A 20,814-nucleotide genomic window follows, 5' to 3' on the forward strand; every position below is an offset into this window, starting at 1 on the left:
CAGCCCCCTATCCATATTCTCTTCTGGCAAACAGAAGAGCACCCAACACCGATACCATCATTCCTATTCCAATTGAGATTGCAATCCACTGCATATGACCCGGGATAAGCGGGCTGGATAATGCCGGATACGACCAGGGAAGGATTTTAATCATGAAGGAATCACTTCGTGCTAAAAACAAACTGGAAATGGAACCGAATATTCCTAGAGCCAGTGGTAACGCCTGATTGGAAAACAAGGTGGACAGCCAGAGCTGAATAGCCATCATCGGCAGTGTCGACAACCATGCGAATAGCGGCTGCAATATCATCATTCCCCACGGTATGGGCTCATTGGAGTAGAGTATCCAGACCACGCACATCCCAATGATCGTGATGATTACGGCACATAATTGCAAAATGAAGATCCATGCCAGTTTTGCAAGATATACAGAACCTTTCGGAACAGGCATCGCGAGAAGCTGCTTCCATGCCTTGGTTTCGTGCTCGGTACCAGCCATAATACTGGCTAAAAGCGTTATGCCTAGTAGAAAAACAAACGATAAAAACATGTACATGACTGCAAAGCCGGCGTAGATGCCCCCGGGGCCTTGACGGAAATAAAGATACCACTCCAAGGCCGTCATGCTAACCAGAATCATGCCTTGGATAACAGGCATCCACCGGCATAATCTCTTCAGCTTTACTCCCTCTGCACATATCAGCTCCAGCATCATAAGCTGTTCTCCTGACCGGTTAATTCCAGAAAGATTTCCTCAAGGGTCTTCTTCTTCTCCATTACCCGATAGACATCAAATTGCCGGTTAACAAGGAAGCGAATCATCTCCGCCGATTGCGACCGGTTGGTCATAGAGGTTCGGATCTGGCCTGCTGCGATTTCCGGCTCCGCATCCCATCCATGGTCATGTAGAACCGCTGCAGCTTCCAGTGGACGATCCGTCTCAATCCATACATAAGGCTTACTTCGAGCCGTTAATTCCTGAAGCGGTCCTTGAAAAATCAATTCCCCCTGGTTAATAATTCCCACCCAGGTTGCGACCTGCTCAATTTCGCTTAATAAATGGCTAGAGAGCAACACTGTTATGTCAAATTCGCGAGGAAGTCTTGTAATGAGCTCCCGAACTTCCTGAATGCCTGATGGATCGAGCCCGTTCGTCGGTTCATCTAGAATCAATACTTTGGGGTTAGCAATCAGCGCCATCGCAATCCCGAGCCGCTGTTTCATGCCAAGTGAATAACTTCGGACCGGTTGATGAGCTGCCTGACTAAGCCTCACCCATTCAAGCACCTCTTGAATCCTGGATTCCTGTATGCCGTGGATTAGGGCCATAATCTTTAAATTTTTGTATCCAGATAGATGGGCATAGTAGGACGGAGATTCTACGAGAGAACCGACATCTTTTAAAATGTCCATGCGGTTTTCCTTCAGATCCTTATCAAGGATACGAATTGTCCCGGATGTCGAGCGGATCAGCCCCAAGAGCATCCGAATCGTGGTTGTCTTACCGGCCCCATTGGGACCCAAAAATCCATAGATCTCCCGCTTGGGGACCTTCAAATTGATCTGCTTGACCGGTTCCCTCTCCCCGAATCGCCGAGTCAACTGATGTGTATCGATTGCATATTCGTTCATATTAATTCCTCCTGCTTGGCATCGCTAACAATTCGAGTTTAGCAACGGGGAATAAACAGCAGGTAAACATAAAATGAACGATAGGATAATTCAGAGACTGATCGGTATTAAAATTTCCACGCGCGTACCCTTGCCTTCAGCCGATAGAATGTTCATTCGACCAGAATGAGCTTCGACAAAAGCTTTTGCTATCGCTATTCCTTTACCCGAATGATTTAGAATGTGTCTTAATTTCGTTTCTTCGATTCCGATGCCATCGTCCTCGATCATAATGCAACAATAGTTTTTCTTTACGGAAATATTGCATTGAACCTCGGTGCCGGGGGGATTATGGATCACCGCGTTCATGATTACATTTTGAAGAGCTCTGCCTAACAGTCTGCTGTCAAAATCCATGCTGCACCCATTCTTTTCAGTATGAAACGTAAAGGAGGTTTGCTCGGCTAACGGATAGTTAGCGATATCGATCATCAACTCGCGCAGAAAATCGACCACATCATCTATCTTTTTATTCATAGGGAACTGTTCGACAGACCACCGGCCCGCCTGGTTCAAGTCATGGATGAGCTGCTTCATTTCCGCTGTTTTGCCGCTGATCTGCCTGCTAAAATTCTGCTTTTCTTTATCGGACCATACATAATCGTCAGCCGTGAGCATATGAGCATAGCCTTCGATATAGGACAATGGCGTCTTAAGATCATGGCTAATAGCCGCGATCCATTCCTGCTTCTTGGCCTCCAAATTCAGTCGTTCGGTCTCGCTGCGCTGCAGTTGGTTCGATAATAAATGCATTCGATCAAATAATTCTTTATATAGGACATAAGGATAACGATAATGGTTATGTTGTAGCGAGCCATCGGAGCCATTGAAGCCATCGTGGCTATCGTAAATATCGTAGCCAACGGAGCCGTCAGAACCCTTGGTGTAATCGGTGCCTCCGGAGACATCGGGGCCATCGTGGCTATCTGTGCCATCCAAGCCGCGATCACCCTTCGGCTGGCGGAAGTGTTCCAGCGGTAGGCTGTAGTTCCCCTCAGATAATCGGTTGATCCAGCGGATTAAATAGGTGAGCGGTTTGCCCACGCACCAACCGAAAGCAATGAAAAAAATAACCGTCAGCGTAAATCCTGTAACAACTAAAAAAGTTTTCATTGAAATCGCGCCCTGGGGATTCATCCAATCCAGAAGATATATATATATCACTGCGCATAAAATAAAACTTAAGATAGACATTATCACCAACATGAGGGTTACCTTGATAAAGCGAATAGCCATTCTCACCATCGGATTCATTCTTGTTCCTTCCTCGGGGCCAGCATTTTGTAGCCAAGTCCCCGGACATTAACAAGAAACCGGGGGTTTCCGGGATCGGGTTCCATCCTTTTACGCAGCCGGAAAATATGGATGACCACAGTTTTCTCATCCCCAAGGTAGGGCTCGTTCCACACCGATTCGTATAATTGGCGCGTACTGAAGATCCGGTTGGGATGACGGCACAGGAATACAAGCAGTTCCCATTCGCGTGCCGGGCACTCCACTTCCTTGCCATTTACGATCAGCTCCCCTGCCTCAAGATCCAAACGAAAATATCCAAAATCGAGTTGGGTTATCCGTGACTGGGCAGACCGCTCCTGTTTTAATTTATATTTCAGGCGGGCTTTGATGCGGGCAACGACCTCGAGCGGATTGAACGGCTTCGTCATATAATCGTCTCCCCCGATGCCAAACCCCATCAGCTTATCCAAATCGGTATCCCTGGCGGTAAGAAAAAGAATCGGCGCTTCGGTAATTTTGCGGATTTTTCGGCACACCTCGAATCCGTCTTCATCCGGGAGCATAACATCCAGTATGATCACATCCGGATCAAGCTCCTTTAGCAAGCGCATGGCTTCCTCGCCAGTCCCGGCACTCCTGACAAACCGAAAGCCTTCCTTCTTGAGCACGGCAGTCAACATATCGCATAACCCTTGCTCATCGTCTACAAGCAGAACAGAAATGTTATCCATCGCATTAGTCTCCATGTGATTTGAAATTTCCACAAACTGTTATCTGTATTATATAACAGCCTCGTCGCCAACGCCCCGAATCCCTACAATCACTCTTCTATCACCTCTTCCATCCCTCTAGCGCCCCTGTGCTCATCATTCTACGATCCACGATATTCCATCATGAACTCTCTATGATCACTATACGGTCCGGCTTTGTTTCCTCCGGGATCTCACTATGATCCCTCTCCCATTCTTCTAGCATTTCTCTGCTATTCTCCTAACATCCATCTGACCGCCCCCTCTCATCCTATCGATATAAAATTAACTTTAGGTAAACAAAGGCTGAACAAAGGGTAAATGATGCTTGATTATTCCATCGCAGCCTCGTCACGCGATCCCCTCTAACGACGCATAAATCAGTACCGCCTACATACAAAAGGAGCCTTCGCGATGAAGACTCCCTTGTTTGTAACCCTGTATTTTTTATAAGCCTTAAAAAGATCTTAGAATCTTAGACCAGCGCCTTCAGCGCGATATCCGTCCGGTTATGCTTCCCCTCGAACGCAATCGACTCCGCCCGAGCATAAGCCTTCGCCCGAGCGGCAGCGATATCCGCTCCAAGACCGACCACGCCGAGCACACGCCCGCCATTCGTTCTCCAGGTTCCATCGGCATCGCGGGAGGTTCCTGCGTGAAATACAATCGTCCCTTCCTGCTCATCGTCCAGGCCGGAGATTGCAATGCCTTTCGGATAGGATGCAGGATATCCGCCGGAAGCCAGGATGACGCATACCGCTGCGTCTTTGCTCCATTCGAGCTCCAGATCCGCAAGCTTTCCGTTCACGGTTGCAAGGAACACCTCGAGCAAATCCGTTTGGAGGCGAGGCAGCACGACCTGGGTCTCCGGATCGCCGAATCTTGCATTGAACTCGATCGTTTTCGGCTTGCCGTCCGGCGTAATCATCAAGCCGGCAAACAATACGCCGCGGAACGGACGTCCCTCGGCTACCATCGCTTTCGCCGTCGGCTTGATGATCGTTTCGACCGCTTCCTCGATGATGGAAGGATCGATATGCGGCAGCGGGGAATAGGTCCCCATGCCCCCGGTATTCGGTCCTTGGTCGCCGTCATATACCGGCTTGTGATCTTGGGCGGCAGACATCGGTTTGACGGTTTCCCCGTCGACAAAAGCCAAAATCGACATCTCCTGGCCCTCAAGAAACTCCTCGATCACGACCCGGCTGCCAGCTTCCCCGAACACCTTGGATTGCATAATGTCGCTGAGCGCCTTCTCCGCTTCTTCCAGCGTCCGTGCCACGGTTACGCCTTTGCCGGCTGCGAGCCCGTCGGCTTTCACCACAATCGGCGCCCCTTGGCGGCGCAGGTAGACCAGCGCCTCCTCGTAGTCGTCGAATTTCGCATAAGCTGCCGTCGGAATGCCGTACTTATGAAGCAGATCCTTCATGAACGTCTTGCTGCCCTCGATTTCAGCGGCGTTTTTGCGCGGACCGAATACCGGGATGCCCGTGCTGTCAAACGCATCCACGATGCCATCCGCCAGCGGGTCGTCCGGTCCTACCACGACGAGACCCACCTGCTTCTCCACCGCAAAAGCGGTCAGCTTGTCAAACTCCGAAACGGCGATCGGCACGCATTCGGCCAACTGGCCGATTCCTGCATTGCCGGGCGCGCAATAAATCTTGCCTGCCTTCGGGCTCTTCGCCAGTGCCCATACGATGGCATGCTCCCTGCCGCCGCCGCCGATGACCAGAATATCCATGCTACCCCTCCTCATATTCCTATCCATTTTGGAAAAGCCCCTATCGGTTCACTGGGTAAATCGTCTACTCCGCACGAGTCCGTATCATCTACTACGGTATCGTTATCCCACACAAGTTCGTATCATTTCACTCCGTAAATCGTTTATCCCGCAAATGATGTGAGAACCCGAGCAGCGATGGGCCCGGGCTCCTGGTGTTATTAATGTTTGAAGTGTCTTACGCCGGTGAATACCATCGCGATGCCATGCTCGTTTGCAGCCTTGATGGACTCTTCATCCTTAATGGAGCCGCCCGGCTGAATGATGGCGGTAATTCCTGCTTTCGCGGCCAATTCAACTGTATCTCCCATCGGGAAGAATGCATCCGAAGCCAGGACAGCGCCTTTTGCTTTCTCGCCTGCCTGCTCAACCGCAATGCGCGCCGAGCCTACGCGGTTCATTTGTCCTGCGCCGACACCCACGGTCATATCGTCTGCCGCCAGTACAATGGCGTTGGACTTCACGTGCTTTACGACCTTCCATCCGAAGAGCAGCTGCTTCAGCTCCGCTTCGGTCGGCTCGCGGTCGGTCACAACCTTCAGGTCAACCGGATCCAGGGAATGCACGTCGCTCTCCTGAACGATCATGCCGCCTTCAATCGTCGTAACGGCGAGCGTGCTTTGACGCTCCTTCGCCGAACCGAACTCGCCCATTTTCAGCAGGCGGATGTTTTTCTTCTTCGTCAGAATTTCGAGCGCTTCCGGCGTAAAATCCGGGGCCAGGATAATTTCAAGGAAAATTTCCTTAAGCAGCTCGGCCGTAGGCGCATCGATCGTCCGGTTCGCGGCTACGATCCCGCCGAAGATGGAGGTTGGGTCCGCGTCGTACGCTTTTTTGTAAGCTTCCAATACATTTGCGCCAATTCCGACGCCGCACGGATTCATGTGCTTCACGGCAACGACCGCAGGCTCGTCGAATTCCTTAACGATCTGCAGCGCGGCATTCGCGTCATTGATGTTATTATAGGACAGCTCCTTGCCGTGCAGCTGCTCGGCTGTCGTAAGCGTACCGGCAGGTGCCAGCGGCTTGCGATAAAATGCCGCTTTTTGATGAGGATTTTCGCCGTAACGAAGATCCTGGATTTTTTCATAAGTGACGCTGAAGCGTTCAGGGAGCGGATCGCCGGTTACGTTCGACAAATATTCGGAGATTAATGTGTCGTAAGCGGCCGTGTGGCGGAACACCTTGGCTGCAAGCCGTTTGCGTGTTTCCAATGTCGTATCCCCGCCTGCACGGACCTCCTCGATCACCTGGCCGTAGTCCGCTGCGTCGACAACAACGCTTACGAATGCATGGTTTTTCGCAGCCGAGCGCAGCATCGTCGGCCCGCCAATGTCGATATTCTCGATGGCATCCTCATACTCGACATCCGGCTTGGCAATCGTCTCCTGGAACGGATACAGATTCACGACCACGAGGTCAATGTAATCCAGGCCCAGCTCCTTCATCTGACGCTGATGGTCTTCGCTGTCGCGAATCGCCAGCAACCCGCTGTGCACCGCAGGATGGAGCGTCTTCACGCGACCGTCCAAAATTTCAGGAAAGCCCGTCACATCCGAGATGCCGATGACAGGAACGCCTTCTTTGGCGAGCAGACTCTTGGTTCCTCCTGTCGAAATAATCTCTACACCCAATGAAGACAACTCACGGCAAAATTCCACGATGCCGGTTTTATCCGAAACGCTGACCAATGCTCTTTTGATACCCACGTCCATACCCCCTCATTTGAATGAAAAAAACTCTTACCTTACGACATCCGCCATCTTGCTCGACACTGCTCAATCCCTTTTTCCCCTTGAAAAAGGGATCGTCCGTCGCATCCTAGCCGCACTGCGACTTCGGCTCAACAAGTACTTAAAAGGGAATTGTGCGCCGTACTTCGGCACTTTTCCGGCTCAACAAGTACCTAAAAGGGTCTTGTCCACAGCACTTTGGCTCCTTTTCGACCCAACAAGTACCTAAAAGGGTCTTGTTTGCGGCTACTCTTTACCTCGCCCCGCTGCGCGGTCCGAGAAATGCCCGTCCTACTCAACATAACGTTTTCTGTCGCCTCGTTCTGCAAAAACGGCCTGTCTTGAATCCGTAGATGCTGTCGATACACGATAATTCCAAATTATTTCCCGAGAAATATCGAACATGTCGATTGCCTGTGCAAGCTTGTTCTCTTTTAGAAGAAAACCGTCTGGAAATAATCCATCCATATCCGTCAGCACTCGCGTTAAAGGAACAAATCACCGGCATCGAACCTGCACGAAACTGTAGCGAGCCTACAGCGAACCTGCCAGAATACCAACATACTAGATTTACTAGCCCTAAGTTAGATTTTACGCAACCTAATGTTCGACTTCCTGTACTTTATCAGCTATAGTCACATGCCGCCCGTTCAGCGAAACCCGACCCTCGGCGAACCACGATACGACTTCATAATACAGCTTCTGTTCGACCTCATGGATCCGTTCCGCCAGCGCAGCTGCGTCATCGCCTTCCCGTACTTCGACAGCCCGCTGGGCAATGACGGGACCGGTATCCATGCCTCCGTCTACAAAATGCACGGTTACCCCCGTCATCTTCACGCCGTACTCGATTGCCTGGCCGATGGCATCCTTGCCAGGGAAAGCCGGCAGCAGGGACGGATGGATATTGACGATTCGCCCGCTGTACGTTTCGACAAACGATGGACTGAGCAGCCGCATGTATCCGGCAAGCACGAGCAAATCCACGTCCCGGCGGTCCAGCTCCGTCACAATTTCGCGCTCATACGCTTCCTTCGAGGCATAAGCTTTCGGTTGAAAAACAAACACGTCAACATCCGCTGCCTTCGCCAGCTCTACGACGGGAGCCTCCGGCTTGTCGCAGACTAGCAGCCGGATTTCCGCTCCCAGCAAGCCCTTTCGCTGAGCCTCCACCAAAGCCTGAAAATTACTGCCTCTCCCGGAAGCGAATACCGCAATCCGATTGGCCTTCATTACACTTTAGCCCCCGTAAAGGTGATGACACGCTCGCCTTCCGTAACGCGGCCGATCACGTAAGGCTCTTCACCCGCCGAGCGGAGATACGCCAGCGCTTGATCCGCATCGCTCTCGTTCACGACAAGAACCATGCCGATCCCCATATTGAATGTCGTAAACATGTCTTTATTGGAGATGCTGCCCTTCTCCTGCATCAGCTTGAAGATCGGCAGAATCGGCCAGGTTCCGTACTCAATGTCGACATTGACGCCATCCGGCAGCATACGCGGAATGTTCTCGATGAATCCGCCGCCCGTAATATGTGCCATGCCCTTCACTTCGATCTCTTTCAGCAAGCCCAGCAGCGGTTTGACGTAGATTTTGGTCGGTGCCAGCAGCACGTCGCCAAGGCGTCCCCCCAGTTCGGGAATCTCCTGCTGCAGCGAGTACCCGGAATCCTCCAGAAGCAGCTTCCGCACGAGCGAGAACCCATTGCTGTGCACCCCGCTGGAAGCCAGGCCGATCACGGTATCGCCCGCCGCGATATTCGAGCCGTTAATCATTTTGGGCTTGTCGACAATGCCCACCGTGAAGCCGGCAATGTCATACTCCCCCTCGCTGTACATGCCCGGCATTTCCGCCGTCTCCCCGCCGATCAGGGAGCAGCCGGCTTGGTTGCAGCCATCGGCAATGCCTTTGACGATCGATTCGATTTTGGCAGGAATCACCTTATCGCAGGCCAAATAGTCGAGAAAAAAGAGCGGTTCCGCGCCTTGCACCACAATGTCGTTCACGCACATGGCTACCGCATCGATTCCGATGGTGTCATGCTGGTCCATCGCGAATGCAAGCTTCAGCTTCGTGCCAACGCCATCGGTGCCCGAGACGAGTACCGGCTCTTCATATTGTTCTTTATTCAGCTTGAACAGGGCGCCGAAACCGCCGAGATCCGTCATGACTTCAGGTCTGAATGTCGTTTTGACATGCTTTTTCATCCGCTCTACCGCTTCGTTGCCTGCTGCGATATCTACGCCTGCTTGTTTGTAAGTATCCGACACGCGTCTAACACTCCTTTTCATTTAAAAGAAAGAATCAGTGCACTAATCATTTATGGCCTTAATCAATCATCCGCTAAACGGTGCAACACAACAGCCAAATACGGAGATAAGTCCTGTTCGCCATTCCCCTTGGTCTCAAGTCCCTGCGTCGATACTCAATAGGAATGACGTGACGTATCTTGGGCCTCATACCAGGTATCTCCATGGTTTTGTACGAAAAGTCGGCTCATGAGGTCCCGCTTCCCGAGAACGCCACTAAGAAAGAAAAGACAGGAGGAAGATAGGATTGTTATCGTTGGCCATGAAGGCTAGTGACGCCCCCCTTAGCAACCGCAGTCTGAACACTTAGCTCATAGCTCATAGCTCATAGCTCATAGCTCATAGCACTTGGCCCAAGACTGAGCACTGAGCACTGAGCACTGAGCTCACAGCACTCTAGCTCATAGCACTTAACTCAGCACTTAGTACTTAGCAGCTAACCCTTAACAGCTGCAGCCCATCTTCTCTTCCCCGTCAAAATCAATTGGTGTCGGGTAATCATTGTCGAAGCAAGCAAGGCATAAACCGCCTTTATAGCTCTGCTCGTCGTAACCGCCGATGGCCGAGATCAGCCCCTCCACACTAAGGAACGACAAGGAGTCGGCATTGATCTCCTGGCAAATTTCCTCGATGCTCTTGGAAGAAGCGATCAGCTCCCTGCGGTCCGGCGTGTCGATGCCGTAGAAGCAGGGATTTTTGAACGGCGGCGAAGTAATCCGGACATGCACCTCGGTTGCCCCCGCTTCGCGAAGCAGGTTGACGATCCGGCGGGAGGTGGTTCCCCGCACGATCGAATCGTCAATCATGACGACCCGTTTGCCTTCGACCACGCGGCGCACGGCGCTAAGCTTCATCTTCACGCCCTGCTCCCGCAGCTCCTGGCTCGGCTGGATGAACGTCCGGCCCGTGTATTTATTCTTGATCAGACCCAGCTCATAAGGAATGCCGGTCTGCTCGGCGTAGCCGATGGCTGCCGATATGCTGGAATCGGGAACGCCTGTCACGACGTCCGCGTCGATAAAAGACTCCAATGCCATCCGGCTTCCCATCCGCTTGCGGGCCGAATGCAGATTCGAGCCGTTCAGGTCGCTGTCCGGGCGGGAGAAATAAATGTATTCCATCGCGCACAGCGCTTTGCGGCCCGGCGCCGTATAACGCTCCTCACGCAAGCCTTCGCGGTCAAGAATGAGCAGTTCCCCCGGAGCGACATCGCGAATCGTCTCCGCGCCGATCACTTCGAGAGCACACGTCTCGGATGTGAAAATATACGCGTCGCCGAGGCGTCCCATCGTCAGCGGACGCAGTCCGTTTGGATCGGAGGCAACCAGCAGCTTGTCATTGGTCATCAGCAGGAATGCAAAGCCGCCGACTAGACGCTGCAGCGCGTCCTTCGCCGCTTCGACGAAATCCTTCGGCGAACGCGCGATCAAGTGCGCAATGACTTCGGTATCGCTCGTCGTCTGGAAGATCGAGCCTGCCTTCTCCAATTCGCGCCGGAGCATCGGCTCATTCACGATATTGCCGTTCGTGGCAATCGCCAGATTGCCTTCCCGGTATTTGAAGACAAGGGGCTGTGCGTTGGTAATCCGGCTGTCTCCGCTGGTGGAATAACGTACATGCCCGATCGACATGTTTCCCTTGAGCGATTCCAGCTTATCCTTGTCGAATACTTCCTTCACGAGGCCCATGTCGCGGTGATAATTGAAACTGTCCCCGTCGGCCACGCAGATGCCTGCGCTTTCCTCTCCCCGGTGCTGCAGGGCATGCAGCCCGTAATAGGATAGGGAGGCGGCATCGGGATGACCAAACACTCCGAATACGCCGCACTCTTCTTTTAGTGTATCGAATATATCGCTCTTACCTGTTCCCTCATTGTAGTAATCCCCTGTCCATAATCCTTCGGGTATCAGTTCATGAGACATGGAATGGCATCCTCCCAGACGGATTTCAAAGCCTCCACGGATTCATTCAGCGCAGAAGCACCGTTAATGTTCATGCTGAGCTTGCTTCCGCCAACAACGCCAAGCGCGTGGAATGGAACGCCGGACTCTTGAAGGAGGTTCTCCAGCGCATTTTTATGGTCCGGGGATACGGACAATACGATCCGGGATTGGCTTTCGCTGAAGAGAGCGATATCGCTGCGAAGGTCGGTCGACCATTCGATCGTCGCGCCGACATTGCCGCTGATGCAGCTCTCCGCAAGCGCTGCGGCAAGTCCGCCTTCCGACACGTCATGCGCCGATTGAACGAGGCCGGCTTGGATCGCTTTCAGCACGCCGCTAAGCAGCTTCTTTTCTTTCTCCAAATCGAGCTGCGGCGGCCGTCCCTCGGACACGCCATGCACCACGGCCTGGAACTCGCTGCCGCCAAGCTCGGCATAGGTTTCGCCGAGTACATAAATCAGGTCGCCTTCGTTCTTGAAGCCTTGCGTCGTAATATGATCCGTGTCGTGGATCAGGCCGACCATGCCGACAACCGGCGTCGGGTAAATCGCGCCTTTGGCGTTCTCGTTATACAAGCTAACGTTGCCGCCGATCACCGGCGTCCCCAGCTCGCGGCAGGCTTCCGCCATGCCGTCCACGGCCTTCTCCATCTGCCAGAAAATATCCGGCTTCTCCGGACTTCCGAAGTTCAAGTTGTCCGTGATCGCCAGCGGCTCGGCGCCGGAGCATACGATATTGCGCGCCGCTTCGCTGACGGCGATCTTGCCGCCGAGCTCTGGGTCAAGATATACATAACGTCCGTTGCAGTCTGTTGTCATCGCCAGCGCCTTGCGCGTGCCGTGAACGGTCACGACGGCCGCATCCGAGCCCGGACGAACGGCGGTGCTGGTACGGACCATATAATCGTATTGGTTATACACCCATGCTTTGCTTGCAAGGCTTGGCGAGCCGAGCACTTGCTTCAGCGCTCCTCCCAGATCCTTCACTTCGTCATATCGGAGCGTGTCGACCGAGGCTTGCTCTTTGTAATAAGCAGGCACCTCGGACGGTTTATTATATACAGGGCACTCGTCGACGAGAGCCGTAACCGGCATGTCGCCGACGACTTCGCCGTGGTGGAACAGCTTCAGACGGCCGTCATCGGTCACCTTTCCGACCTTGGCGCAAATCACGCCCCAGCGTTCAAAAATTTCACGCGCCTGCGCTTCATGCTGAGGCTCGACAACGAACAGCATCCGCTCCTGCGATTCCGACAGCATCATTTCGTAAGGCGTCATGCCTTCCTCGCGCTGCGGAACTTGATCCAGATACAGCTCAAGCCCGTTACCCGCTTTGCTTGCCATTTCCGCGCTGGAGCAGGTCAGGCCTGCCGCGCCCATATCTTGAATGCCGAGCACGATGCCGGAGTCGATCAGCTCAAGGCAGGCTTCCATGACGAGCTTCTCCATGAACGGATCGCCAACCTGAACGGCCGTGCGGTTCGCTTCGGACTCCTCCGTCAATTCGACGGAAGCGAACGTTGCCCCGTGAATGCCGTCGCGTCCGGTCGGCGGTCCGACGTAGAAGACCGGATTGCCGACCCCTTTAGCTACACCGCGCTGGATTTTGTCATGATCGATAATGCCGACGCACATCGCGTTGACCAGCGGATTGCCTTCATAGCTCTCGTCGAAGACAACCTCGCCTCCGACCGTCGGAATTCCGATGCAGTTGCCGTAGCCGGCAATCCCGGATACAACATGCTCAAACAAGTACTTCACGCGATCGCTCTCCAGCTTGCCGAAGCGAAGGGAGTTCAGGATCGCAACAGGTCTTGCACCCATGGAGAAAATATCGCGGATAATGCCGCCCACGCCAGTAGCAGCGCCTTGGTATGGCTCAACGGCCGAAGGGTGGTTATGGCTCTCGATTTTGAATACAACCGCCTGGTTGTCGCCGATATCGACGATGCCCGCGCCTTCGCCGGGTCCCATCAGAACGCGTGGTCCGCTGGTCGGGAAGCGGCGCAGCAGCGGCTTGGAGTTTTTGTATGCGCAGTGCTCGGACCACATGACGCTGAACACGCCGATCTCGGTATAGTTTGGCTTGCGTCCCATGAAGGAACAGATCAACTCGTACTCGCTGTCCGAAACTCCCATCTGTTTGTAAATCTGATGCTCTGCAATCTGTTCTGCCGTCGGTTCCTTAACGGACGTTTGCTGCGCCATGAGTATCCCTCCATGCCTGTAATATGGATGTGAACATTGCCTTGCCGTCCTCCGAACCGAGCAGGCTGCTTACCGCCCGCTCCGGATGCGGCATCATGCCGATCACGTTGCCGCGTTCGTTGCAGATGCCTGCGATATCCGCGACGGAGCCGTTCGGATTATCTTGATACGTAAATACGATTTGCCGGTTGTCCCGAAGCTTTTTCAGCGTTTCTTCATCACAGTAATAGTTGCCCTCGCCGTGCGCGATCGGAATGACGATCTCCTGACCTTCCGCATACTCGCGCGTGAACGGCGTTGAGTTGTTGACCACTTTCAGGACACTGTCATGGCAGCGGAATTTCATCGTTTCGTTGCGGCGCAGCGCCCCCGGAAGGAGCCCCGCCTCCGTTAAAATCTGAAATCCGTTGCAGATGCCAAGAATATATTTGCCCTCTTCTGCCGCCTTCGCCACCTCGTTCATAACCGGGGCGAACCGGGAAATCGCACCACACCGCAGGTAATCCCCATAGGAGAACCCGCCGGGCACCAAGATGCAATCGTACGCGGATAAATCCGTTGCCGTATGCCATACATAATCCACCGGCTGCCCGATTGTCTCTTCCACCGCTTTGTAACAGTCAATATCACAATTGGAGCCAGGAAAGACCAGCACTGCAAATCTCATGGTTTTAGCCCTCCAATTCATAACGGTAGTTCTCGACCACCGTATTCGCCAGAAGCTTCTCGCACATTTCCTTGACGCGCTGCTCAGCCTCTTCACGGTTATCCGTATTCAGCTCAAGCTCCATATACTTACCGATCCGCAGGCTCTCCACTTCCTTGTAGCCGATCGAATGAAGCGCCCCCTGCACCGCGACCCCTTGCGGATCCAAAACGCTCTGTTTAATCGTGACGTAGACCTTAGCTTTCAACATGTTCTCCTGCTCCTCCTCGAAATAATAAATGGTATAAAGGACTGCTCGTATTACAAGCTTGCTGCCGTCAGCCGGCGGTAAATATCGGTATAACGGCGTATCGTCTCCTCCACCACATGCAGCGGAAGCGGATCCGGCTCGCTGTTCTTGTCCCAATCGGAAGAAGCGAGGTACGTGCGTACAGGCTCCTTGTCCATGCTGTCGATCTCAATGTCCAGCGCATAGTTCGCTTCATCCCAGAAACGGGAGGAATCCGGCGTGAAAATTTCGTCGATCAGGACGATCTCGCCGTCGATCAATCCGAACTCGAACTTGCAATCGGCAAGAATGATGCCGTGCTTCCGGCAGTAGTCGCGGGCGAATGTGTAGAGCATCAAGCTTTTGTCCTGCAGCTGCAGAGCCAGCTCCTCACCCACAAGCTCCTTCATCCGGCCGAGCGAGATGTCTTCGTCGTGACCGACATCGTTCTTCGCAGCCGGCGTGAAGATCGGCTCCGGAAACGCCTCGTTCTTGCGCAGGCCCTCCGGCAGCTTAATGCCGTTAACCTCGCCCGTGGACTGATATTGCCGCCAGCCACCGCCGGTAATATATCCCCGGACTACGCATTCGATATCAATGCGCTCGGCCTTGCGGCATACCATGATCCGTCCGTCCAGCAGCGTTTTGTCCTTCACGGCATCCCCGAGCCGGTTCACGTCGGTATGCACCATATGGTTGGCGATCAGGTCCTTCGTCTGTTCAAACCAGAAGGCGCTCAGCTTATTCAGCACGGTTCCCTTAGCCGGTACGGGCGGCTCCAGGACATAGTCAAAAGCGGAAATGCGGTCGGTTACTACGATGAGTACATGCTCACCCAAATCATAAAGCTCACGGACCTTGCCCTTATAAAGCAGCGGTGCGTTGATCAGGTGGGCGGCGGTCGATAATGCCGGTAATGTCATAGGATCCTCCCATTAGACTACAGATTGTCTGCCTGTTTATTACACGATCTTGCAAAATTCGTTTCCAGCGCTTCGGGGCACAGTCCCCGGATTCCCGCAATTGCTCGTTGAAATCCGGGGACGGCCTATGCTTGCAATGCCAGCATTCCGTTTGGAAGGCTTTTATTCAGGAGACTGCTGCACTTCTAAATCATTCTGATTTGCAGAAATCGATCTTCTCCATGCTTATTGTAAAAAGCGGATAAATCCGCGCCTTAAACTATTCCAGGCCGAGCTTGGCAAAAATCGTATCGACATGCTTCAGATGCCAGCTTGGATTAAAGGCATCCTCGATTTCCTCGGGACTGAGCACTTCCGTAATAGCGGGAGTCGCCTCTACGATTTCGCGGAATTGACGCTGCTCCTCCCATGCCTGCATGGCACGCGGCTGTACGGTATCGTACGCCTGCTCGCGGCTGAAGCCCTTGTCGATCAGCTTCGTCAGAAGGCGGCCGGAGAATGGCACGCCGTACGTACGGGCCATGTTGCGCTTCATGTTCTCAGGGAAGACCGTCAGGTTCTTCACGATATTGCCGAAACGGTTCAGCATATAGTTCAGCAGCATCGTGGCGTCCGGCAGGATGATGCGTTCCACGGAGGAGTGGGAAATATCCCGCTCGTGCCACAGCGACACATTCTCGTAAGCGGATACCATGTGGCCCCGGATCACGCGAGCCAGACCGGAGATGTTCTCCGAGCCGATCGGGTTGCGCTTATGCGGCATAGCCGAGGAGCCCTTTTGCCCTTTTGCAAAAGCTTCCTCCACCTCACGCACCTCGCTCTTCTGCAGCGCGCGCACTTCGGTTGCAAACTTCTCCAGCGATGTCGCGATCAGCGCCAGCGTCGCCATATATTCCGCATGGCGGTCACGCTGCAGCGTCTGCGTGGAGATCGGCGCAGGCTTTGTGCCCAGCTTGCGGCAGACGAATTCCTCAACGTACGGGTCGATGTTGGCATAGGTGCCGACCGCTCCGGAAATTTTGCCGTACTGCACGCCGTCGGCAGCATGGCGGAAGCGCTCCAGGTTGCGGATCATTTCCTCGTGCCACAGCGCCATTTTCAGACCGAACGTGGTCGGCTCTGCGTGAACGCCATGCGTTCTGCCCATCATCGGCGTGTATTTGTAGGCAATGGCTTTCTCCTTCAAAATACCGATAAACCGAAGAATGTCCTGCTCCAGAATTTCATTTGCCTGCTTCAGCAGATAACCCATCGCGGTATCCACCACGTCCGTGGAGGTCAGCCCGTAATGAACCCATTTCCGCTCGTCGCCAAGAGTCTCCGATACGGCGCGGGTAAAGGCGATCACGTCATGCCGCGTTTCCTGCTCGATTTCATAGATCCGTTCGATATCAAAGGATGCATTCTGGCGAAGCTTCACCGTATCTTCCTTCGGGATTACCCCGAGCTCGGCCCAAGCCTCGCATGCGCAAAGCTCAACCTCCAGCCATGCTCTGAATTTGTTCTCCTCGGTCCAGATCGCCCGCATTTCCGGTCTGCTGTAACGTTCAATCATCGTTTAATCCTGCCTCCAAATATTAGTTTTCTCTACCCACTCCAAGGCGTCCCTGACATCCCCGCATAACAGGTTGATGTGTCCCATCTTGCGATTGGCCTTTGCCTCGCTCTTGCCGTACAGATGAAGCTTCGGCACGACGCCAAGCGACTCGGCGAGCTCGTCATGTTCGCCGAAGCGCTGCACCGCTGCTTCCAAATGCTGACCCAGCACGTTCACCATGACCACAGGGCTCAGCAATGTCGTATCACCTAGCGGCAGATCGCAGATCGCTCTGACATGCTGCTCGAATTGCGACGTTGCAGAGGCCTCCATCGTATAGTGGCCGGAGTTGTGCGGACGGGGCGCAAGCTCGTTCACGTACAGCTCCCCTTCCTCCGTCACGAACATCTCCACGGCCAGGAGCCCTACCGCGTTCAAGCCCTCTGCCACGCGTTCGGCAAGCTGGCGGGCCCTGAGCTGAATATCGCTTGGCACTCTCGCAGGGACGATGGATAGATGCAGTATATTGTTGACATGCACGTTCTCCGCCGGCGGGAAGCTCTTGACGCTGCCGCTTGGCGTGCGCGCCGCGATAACGGAAATCTCGCAGGCGAACTTCACGAACTTCTCCAGCACAAGCTCAGCCCCGCCGACCGCCAGCGTCTCGTACGCCGGCTGCAATTGCTCCTCGCTGCGAAGAACGGCTTGCCCCTTACCATCATAACCTCCGGTAGCCGTCTTTAGCACGCATGGAAGTCCAAGCTCGGCTGCTGCGGATTGTAAATCTTCCAAACTGTTGATCTCACGATACGGGGCGACCGGCACGCCTGCCGCTTCAATCGCCGCCTTCTCGCGCAGCCGATGCTGCGTCGTATACAGAAGCTTGCTGCCCTGGGGCACGTAAGACTGCTCCTCCAGCAGCTTGGCCACGCCCGCATCCACATTCTCGAATTCGTACGTAATGACATCCGCCTGCTCCGCTAGTTTGCGTGCGGCTTCCACATCGTCATAGCCTGCCGTAATCTGCTCGGAAATCTGTCCGAGCGGCGAATTTGGAGTCGGGTCGAGGGTGACGAACGAATACCCCATTTTGACTCCGTCCAGCGCCATCATGCGGCCCAGCTGGCCGCCGCCGAGGACGCCGATCACCGAGCCCGGCAGAAGCCGTCTCCCGGCAGCCGTCTGCTGCAATGTCTGACGCTCCGTCATAGGCTATCGCCGCTTTCCAGTACTTCGTCGCGAATCCGATCCCGGCGTGCCTGCACTCTGGCACGGATATCCGCATCCGAAGCGCCCAATATTTGCGCGGCGAGCAGCCCTGCGTTGACGGCACCCGCCGTACCGATCGCGACGGTAGCGACGGGAATGCCACCAGGCATCTGCACGATCGACAGGAGCGAATCCAGTCCGTTCAGCGATTTGGATTGCACCGGCACGCCGATGACCGGCAGCACCGTCTTCGAGGCCACCATTCCCGGAAGATGCGCCGCGCCGCCGGCGCCGGCGATAATGACGCGAATTCCCCGGCCCTCCGCCTCTTCGGCGTACCGGAACATCAGGTCCGGCGTGCGATGCGCGGATACGACCTTTTTCTCATACGGAATTTCCAATTCATCTAACACCTTGCATGCCTCGGACATCGTCGCCCAATCCGACTTGCTGCCCATAATGACTCCAACTTGTGCTGCCATGAGTACCCCCGCTTTCTCATGATTAATCTCGGTAACATTGAAATTCCCTGCAAAGCCTCCGGCGCTAACCGCTGTTTCCTCGAAAATCTTTGCGGGAAGCCAGTCACGCGCATTCGATACAGATGAAAAAAGTCCGATCCCGTAAACACAAAGCTGTGCAGGTCTCGGACAATCAAGGAATACGACGCTGCCGCCCGATGTCAAAAAAGACATGGTGGGAAAACGAGCTTAACGATCAAGCTGACCCGCCCAAGAAGCGGTCATCAAGCTTTGAAGCCCTGGCCCGCTCATCCTGCCGCACCGTGTGTACTCCCTCGTAGTCCGAAAATTTACGGTTTCCGGGTAGAGACTTCCGGGCCATATCCCCGGCTTTATACGAGAAATATTTAATTCTAGAATTTTTGTAAAACCCACAATTTCATTAATCTTGCTCAATCATTAATCACACTAAATAAGTTCTTTTGAACCTCAACATCCTCAGTTTATCAATCTCTAACACCCCATGTCAACCTAAACCCGAACATTCTCAAATATTGAAAATATAATGTTCGTATTTAACCAAACATATCATCATGGCTGCGTTAACATGTAAACAGAATCCCTGCGCGGGGATTGAACCATGCATACCGACCACAAGCCATCGGGAGGAACGCCCACATAACAACACTTCGCATCTCAAATGAAAAAAAGAAGGCACTCTCGCAAGATCCATGATCTGCTAGAGTGCCTCTATTATTGTATGTCTCACATTTGATTGAACCAGCCTCTATTTCACAACAAGCACCGGGATGGTTGCATGCTGGACAACATTGTGGCTTACGCTCCCGAGCACGAACTCGCGAATGCCGCCTAAGCCGCGGCTGCCGATCACGATAAGATCGATGTCGTTCTGTTTGGCATATTCCAGAATCACTTCGGCAGGGGCTCCCTGTATCATGTTGACCTGGCCGTTCACACCCGAATGCTCGATGCGCTCCTTGATTTCTTCTGTCGTCTGCACCGCAATATCGTAAACGTCTTTATTCAGTGAAGCCGGAATCGGAGCCAGTCCTTCCCCGACAAAAAAACGCGGAAAATCATAAGCATGAACCACATGCAGCGTAGCGTCCGGATTCGCCTGGGTCAGCTCGACCGCGCGTCCGAGTGCTTTATTTGCCGCTTTGGAGCCGTCGTAAGCCAGTAGAATGTTCGTAAACAGCATACAGGCCACCTCTTTCCTATGTGATAAGACTGAAGACCTACTGTAATATTATTTATTTACCCATAATGCCTCTGTTTGAACCGAGCCGTCTAACTTGCTTTAAGTGTAATCTCGTATGTAGGAACCGACTAAGATTACCTCCAGAAATACCCGTACAGCACCGCGTTCAAAAACAACAGCAGCGGTATGCCGATCTTGAACGATAAATGCCTTGTTTTATGACGCTTCCGATACATCGCTATCCATGCGCCTAAAGCGCCGCCGACCGCAGCCAGCAGAAACAGCGTCCGTTCCGGAACGCGGTCCCGTCCCAGCCTGGCACGCCGCTTGTCCTCGGACATCACCAGATAGGCAACCGCATTAATGAATATAAACCATACAATCAACGCGGTTCTCACGAATGTTCCCGCCCCCCATGACCAGCCGGTTCAATCGGTCTTTTACGCACGACCCCGGCCTGTATACTAACGTTCTCACCATATTATAAATCTGCATGATATAGAAGTACACCGGAAAACTCCCCTCCTTGGTGAGTGAGGGATAGCGTGTGTGACGTTGTGACACGATCGCATGTGTTGAAGATCCATGCCGTCGCAGCGATCGCATAATTCCTTGGCGGGATATGCAGACGAAAAGCGTAAGAAGCCGCCCATAAGAGCGACGCCGGCCGAATAAAGCGCCGGGCCTTCTTATAAGACGGCAAAAAAAGAATGATTAAAGGGTCTGTCCCGTCCCAAAGCTTACGATTCACCCTTCGGAATCTCATTCAGGCTCGGAACATAGTCCGCAGCCTTCTTCGGTTTCAAGGTTTTGCTCTCTTCGAGAATGCTTGCCTTGTTTTGCTGGTTCTCCGTTTTTCTTGCTTTATGGTTCGGCATGCCCTTCACCTCCTG

General features: G+C 53.5%; 19 protein-coding genes and 1 riboswitch. All 19 genes read right to left on the minus strand.

Annotated elements, in window-relative coordinates:
- Positions 1–7 precede the first annotated feature (7 nt).
- The 19 genes from NSQ46_RS25940 to NSQ46_RS26030 all read right to left on the minus strand — a co-directional run bounded on the left by NSQ46_RS25940 (position 8) and on the right by NSQ46_RS26030 (position 20,799).
- The gene (locus NSQ46_RS25940; protein WP_342575284.1) at positions 8–715 is read right to left on the minus strand and encodes an ABC transporter permease; all 708 of its coding nucleotides are present in this window, start codon (positions 713–715) and stop codon (positions 8–10) included.
- Entirely contained in the window at positions 712–1,632 is a 921-nt protein-coding gene (locus tag NSQ46_RS25945) for an ABC transporter ATP-binding protein (RefSeq protein WP_007132720.1), read from the minus strand. Before NSQ46_RS25945 ends, NSQ46_RS25940 begins: the two co-directional genes overlap by 4 nt.
- A 90-nt stretch (positions 1,633–1,722) precedes the next feature.
- On the minus strand, positions 1,723–2,925 hold the full coding sequence (locus tag NSQ46_RS25950; protein ID WP_007132721.1) for a HAMP domain-containing sensor histidine kinase: 1,203 nt from the start codon (positions 2,923–2,925) through the stop codon (positions 1,723–1,725).
- Positions 2,922–3,638 carry a response regulator transcription factor gene (locus tag NSQ46_RS25955; RefSeq protein WP_007132722.1) on the minus strand — a complete coding sequence of 239 codons (717 nt, stop codon included), beginning with the start codon at positions 3,636–3,638 and terminating at the stop codon, positions 2,922–2,924. Before NSQ46_RS25955 ends, NSQ46_RS25950 begins: the two co-directional genes overlap by 4 nt.
- A gap of 493 nt (positions 3,639–4,131) precedes the next feature.
- The gene (gene purD, locus NSQ46_RS25960) at positions 4,132–5,400 is read right to left on the minus strand and encodes a phosphoribosylamine--glycine ligase (protein WP_341034404.1); all 1,269 of its coding nucleotides are present in this window, start codon (positions 5,398–5,400) and stop codon (positions 4,132–4,134) included.
- A gap of 200 nt (positions 5,401–5,600) precedes the next feature.
- Complete coding sequence (purH, locus tag NSQ46_RS25965; protein ID WP_007132724.1) at positions 5,601–7,148, minus strand: bifunctional phosphoribosylaminoimidazolecarboxamide formyltransferase/IMP cyclohydrolase; 1,548 nt, start codon at positions 7,146–7,148, stop codon at positions 5,601–5,603.
- 624 nt (positions 7,149–7,772) lie between these two features.
- The gene (gene purN / locus NSQ46_RS25970) at positions 7,773–8,405 is read right to left on the minus strand and encodes a phosphoribosylglycinamide formyltransferase (RefSeq protein ID WP_007132725.1); all 633 of its coding nucleotides are present in this window, start codon (positions 8,403–8,405) and stop codon (positions 7,773–7,775) included.
- The gene (gene purM, locus NSQ46_RS25975; protein ID WP_341034405.1) at positions 8,405–9,445 is read right to left on the minus strand and encodes a phosphoribosylformylglycinamidine cyclo-ligase; all 1,041 of its coding nucleotides are present in this window, start codon (positions 9,443–9,445) and stop codon (positions 8,405–8,407) included. The genes purN and purM overlap by 1 nt, the downstream gene beginning before the upstream one ends.
- A gap of 482 nt (positions 9,446–9,927) precedes the next feature.
- Entirely contained in the window at positions 9,928–11,406 is a 1,479-nt protein-coding gene (gene purF / locus NSQ46_RS25980; RefSeq protein WP_007132727.1) for an amidophosphoribosyltransferase, read from the minus strand.
- A complete protein-coding gene (gene purL / locus NSQ46_RS25985; protein WP_007132728.1) occupies positions 11,391–13,634 on the minus strand; it encodes a phosphoribosylformylglycinamidine synthase subunit PurL in 2,244 nt (747 codons plus the stop codon). Before purL ends, purF begins: the two co-directional genes overlap by 16 nt.
- The gene (gene purQ / locus NSQ46_RS25990; protein WP_007132729.1) at positions 13,612–14,301 is read right to left on the minus strand and encodes a phosphoribosylformylglycinamidine synthase subunit PurQ; all 690 of its coding nucleotides are present in this window, start codon (positions 14,299–14,301) and stop codon (positions 13,612–13,614) included. The genes purL and purQ overlap by 23 nt, the downstream gene beginning before the upstream one ends.
- Positions 14,302–14,305: 4 nt before the next feature.
- Positions 14,306–14,551, minus strand: coding sequence for a phosphoribosylformylglycinamidine synthase subunit PurS (purS, locus tag NSQ46_RS25995; RefSeq protein ID WP_007132730.1), 246 nt, complete (start codon positions 14,549–14,551; stop codon positions 14,306–14,308).
- A gap of 50 nt (positions 14,552–14,601) precedes the next feature.
- Positions 14,602–15,492 (minus strand): phosphoribosylaminoimidazolesuccinocarboxamide synthase, encoded by an 891-nt coding sequence (locus NSQ46_RS26000; protein WP_007132731.1) that lies wholly within the window; start codon positions 15,490–15,492, stop codon positions 14,602–14,604.
- 259 nt (positions 15,493–15,751) lie between these two features.
- On the minus strand, positions 15,752–17,047 hold the full coding sequence (gene purB, locus NSQ46_RS26005; protein ID WP_007132732.1) for an adenylosuccinate lyase: 1,296 nt from the start codon (positions 17,045–17,047) through the stop codon (positions 15,752–15,754).
- 3 nt (positions 17,048–17,050) lie between these two features.
- The gene (gene purK / locus NSQ46_RS26010; RefSeq protein ID WP_007132733.1) at positions 17,051–18,238 is read right to left on the minus strand and encodes a 5-(carboxyamino)imidazole ribonucleotide synthase; all 1,188 of its coding nucleotides are present in this window, start codon (positions 18,236–18,238) and stop codon (positions 17,051–17,053) included.
- A complete protein-coding gene (gene purE, locus NSQ46_RS26015; RefSeq protein WP_007132734.1) occupies positions 18,235–18,720 on the minus strand; it encodes a 5-(carboxyamino)imidazole ribonucleotide mutase in 486 nt (161 codons plus the stop codon). Before purE ends, purK begins: the two co-directional genes overlap by 4 nt.
- A 297-nt stretch (positions 18,721–19,017) precedes the next feature.
- A riboswitch (purine riboswitch) is annotated at positions 19,018–19,119 on the minus strand.
- Positions 19,120–19,486: 367 nt separating this feature from the next.
- Positions 19,487–19,921 carry a universal stress protein gene (locus NSQ46_RS26020; protein ID WP_007132735.1) on the minus strand — a complete coding sequence of 145 codons (435 nt, stop codon included), beginning with the start codon at positions 19,919–19,921 and terminating at the stop codon, positions 19,487–19,489.
- A 134-nt stretch (positions 19,922–20,055) separates the two neighbouring features.
- On the minus strand, positions 20,056–20,319 hold the full coding sequence (locus tag NSQ46_RS26025; RefSeq protein ID WP_007132736.1) for a DUF1294 domain-containing protein: 264 nt from the start codon (positions 20,317–20,319) through the stop codon (positions 20,056–20,058).
- Positions 20,320–20,661: 342 nt separating this feature from the next.
- A complete protein-coding gene (locus NSQ46_RS26030) occupies positions 20,662–20,799 on the minus strand; it encodes a hypothetical protein (protein WP_007132738.1) in 138 nt (45 codons plus the stop codon).
- Positions 20,800–20,814: the final 15 nt, after the last annotated feature.

It is taken from the genome of Paenibacillus sp. FSL M8-0142 (assembly GCF_038597315.1).
Lineage (GTDB): Bacteria > Bacillota > Bacilli > Paenibacillales > Paenibacillaceae > Paenibacillus_AQ > Paenibacillus_AQ lactis.

What these genes read in the sequence shown, in the direction of transcription:
- purE (WP_007132734.1), bottom strand. Translation starts at nt 18,720, where the DNA reads ATGGCAGCACAAGTTGGAGTCATTATGGGCAGCAAGTCGGATTGGGCG.
- purN (WP_007132725.1), bottom strand. Translation starts at nt 8,405, where the DNA reads ATGAAGGCCAATCGGATTGCGGTATTCGCTTCCGGGAGAGGCAGTAAT.
- NSQ46_RS25945 (WP_007132720.1), bottom strand. Translation starts at nt 1,632, where the DNA reads ATGAACGAATATGCAATCGATACACATCAGTTGACTCGGCGATTCGGG.
- NSQ46_RS25955 (WP_007132722.1), bottom strand. Translation starts at nt 3,638, where the DNA reads ATGGATAACATTTCTGTTCTGCTTGTAGACGATGAGCAAGGGTTATGC.
- purF (WP_007132727.1), bottom strand. Translation starts at nt 11,406, where the DNA reads ATGTCTCATGAACTGATACCCGAAGGATTATGGACAGGGGATTACTAC.
- purL (WP_007132728.1), bottom strand. Translation starts at nt 13,634, where the DNA reads ATGGCGCAGCAAACGTCCGTTAAGGAACCGACGGCAGAACAGATTGCA.
- NSQ46_RS25950 (WP_007132721.1), bottom strand. Translation starts at nt 2,925, where the DNA reads ATGAATCCGATGGTGAGAATGGCTATTCGCTTTATCAAGGTAACCCTC.
- NSQ46_RS26000 (WP_007132731.1), bottom strand. Translation starts at nt 15,492, where the DNA reads ATGACATTACCGGCATTATCGACCGCCGCCCACCTGATCAACGCACCG.
- NSQ46_RS25940 (WP_342575284.1), bottom strand. Translation starts at nt 715, where the DNA reads ATGATGCTGGAGCTGATATGTGCAGAGGGAGTAAAGCTGAAGAGATTA.
- purB (WP_007132732.1), bottom strand. Translation starts at nt 17,047, where the DNA reads ATGATTGAACGTTACAGCAGACCGGAAATGCGGGCGATCTGGACCGAG.
- purS (WP_007132730.1), bottom strand. Translation starts at nt 14,551, where the DNA reads ATGTTGAAAGCTAAGGTCTACGTCACGATTAAACAGAGCGTTTTGGAT.
- NSQ46_RS26020 (WP_007132735.1), bottom strand. Translation starts at nt 19,921, where the DNA reads ATGCTGTTTACGAACATTCTACTGGCTTACGACGGCTCCAAAGCGGCA.
- purQ (WP_007132729.1), bottom strand. Translation starts at nt 14,301, where the DNA reads ATGAGATTTGCAGTGCTGGTCTTTCCTGGCTCCAATTGTGATATTGAC.
- purK (WP_007132733.1), bottom strand. Translation starts at nt 18,238, where the DNA reads ATGACGGAGCGTCAGACATTGCAGCAGACGGCTGCCGGGAGACGGCTT.
- NSQ46_RS26030 (WP_007132738.1), bottom strand. Translation starts at nt 20,799, where the DNA reads ATGCCGAACCATAAAGCAAGAAAAACGGAGAACCAGCAAAACAAGGCA.
- purD (WP_341034404.1), bottom strand. Translation starts at nt 5,400, where the DNA reads ATGGATATTCTGGTCATCGGCGGCGGCGGCAGGGAGCATGCCATCGTA.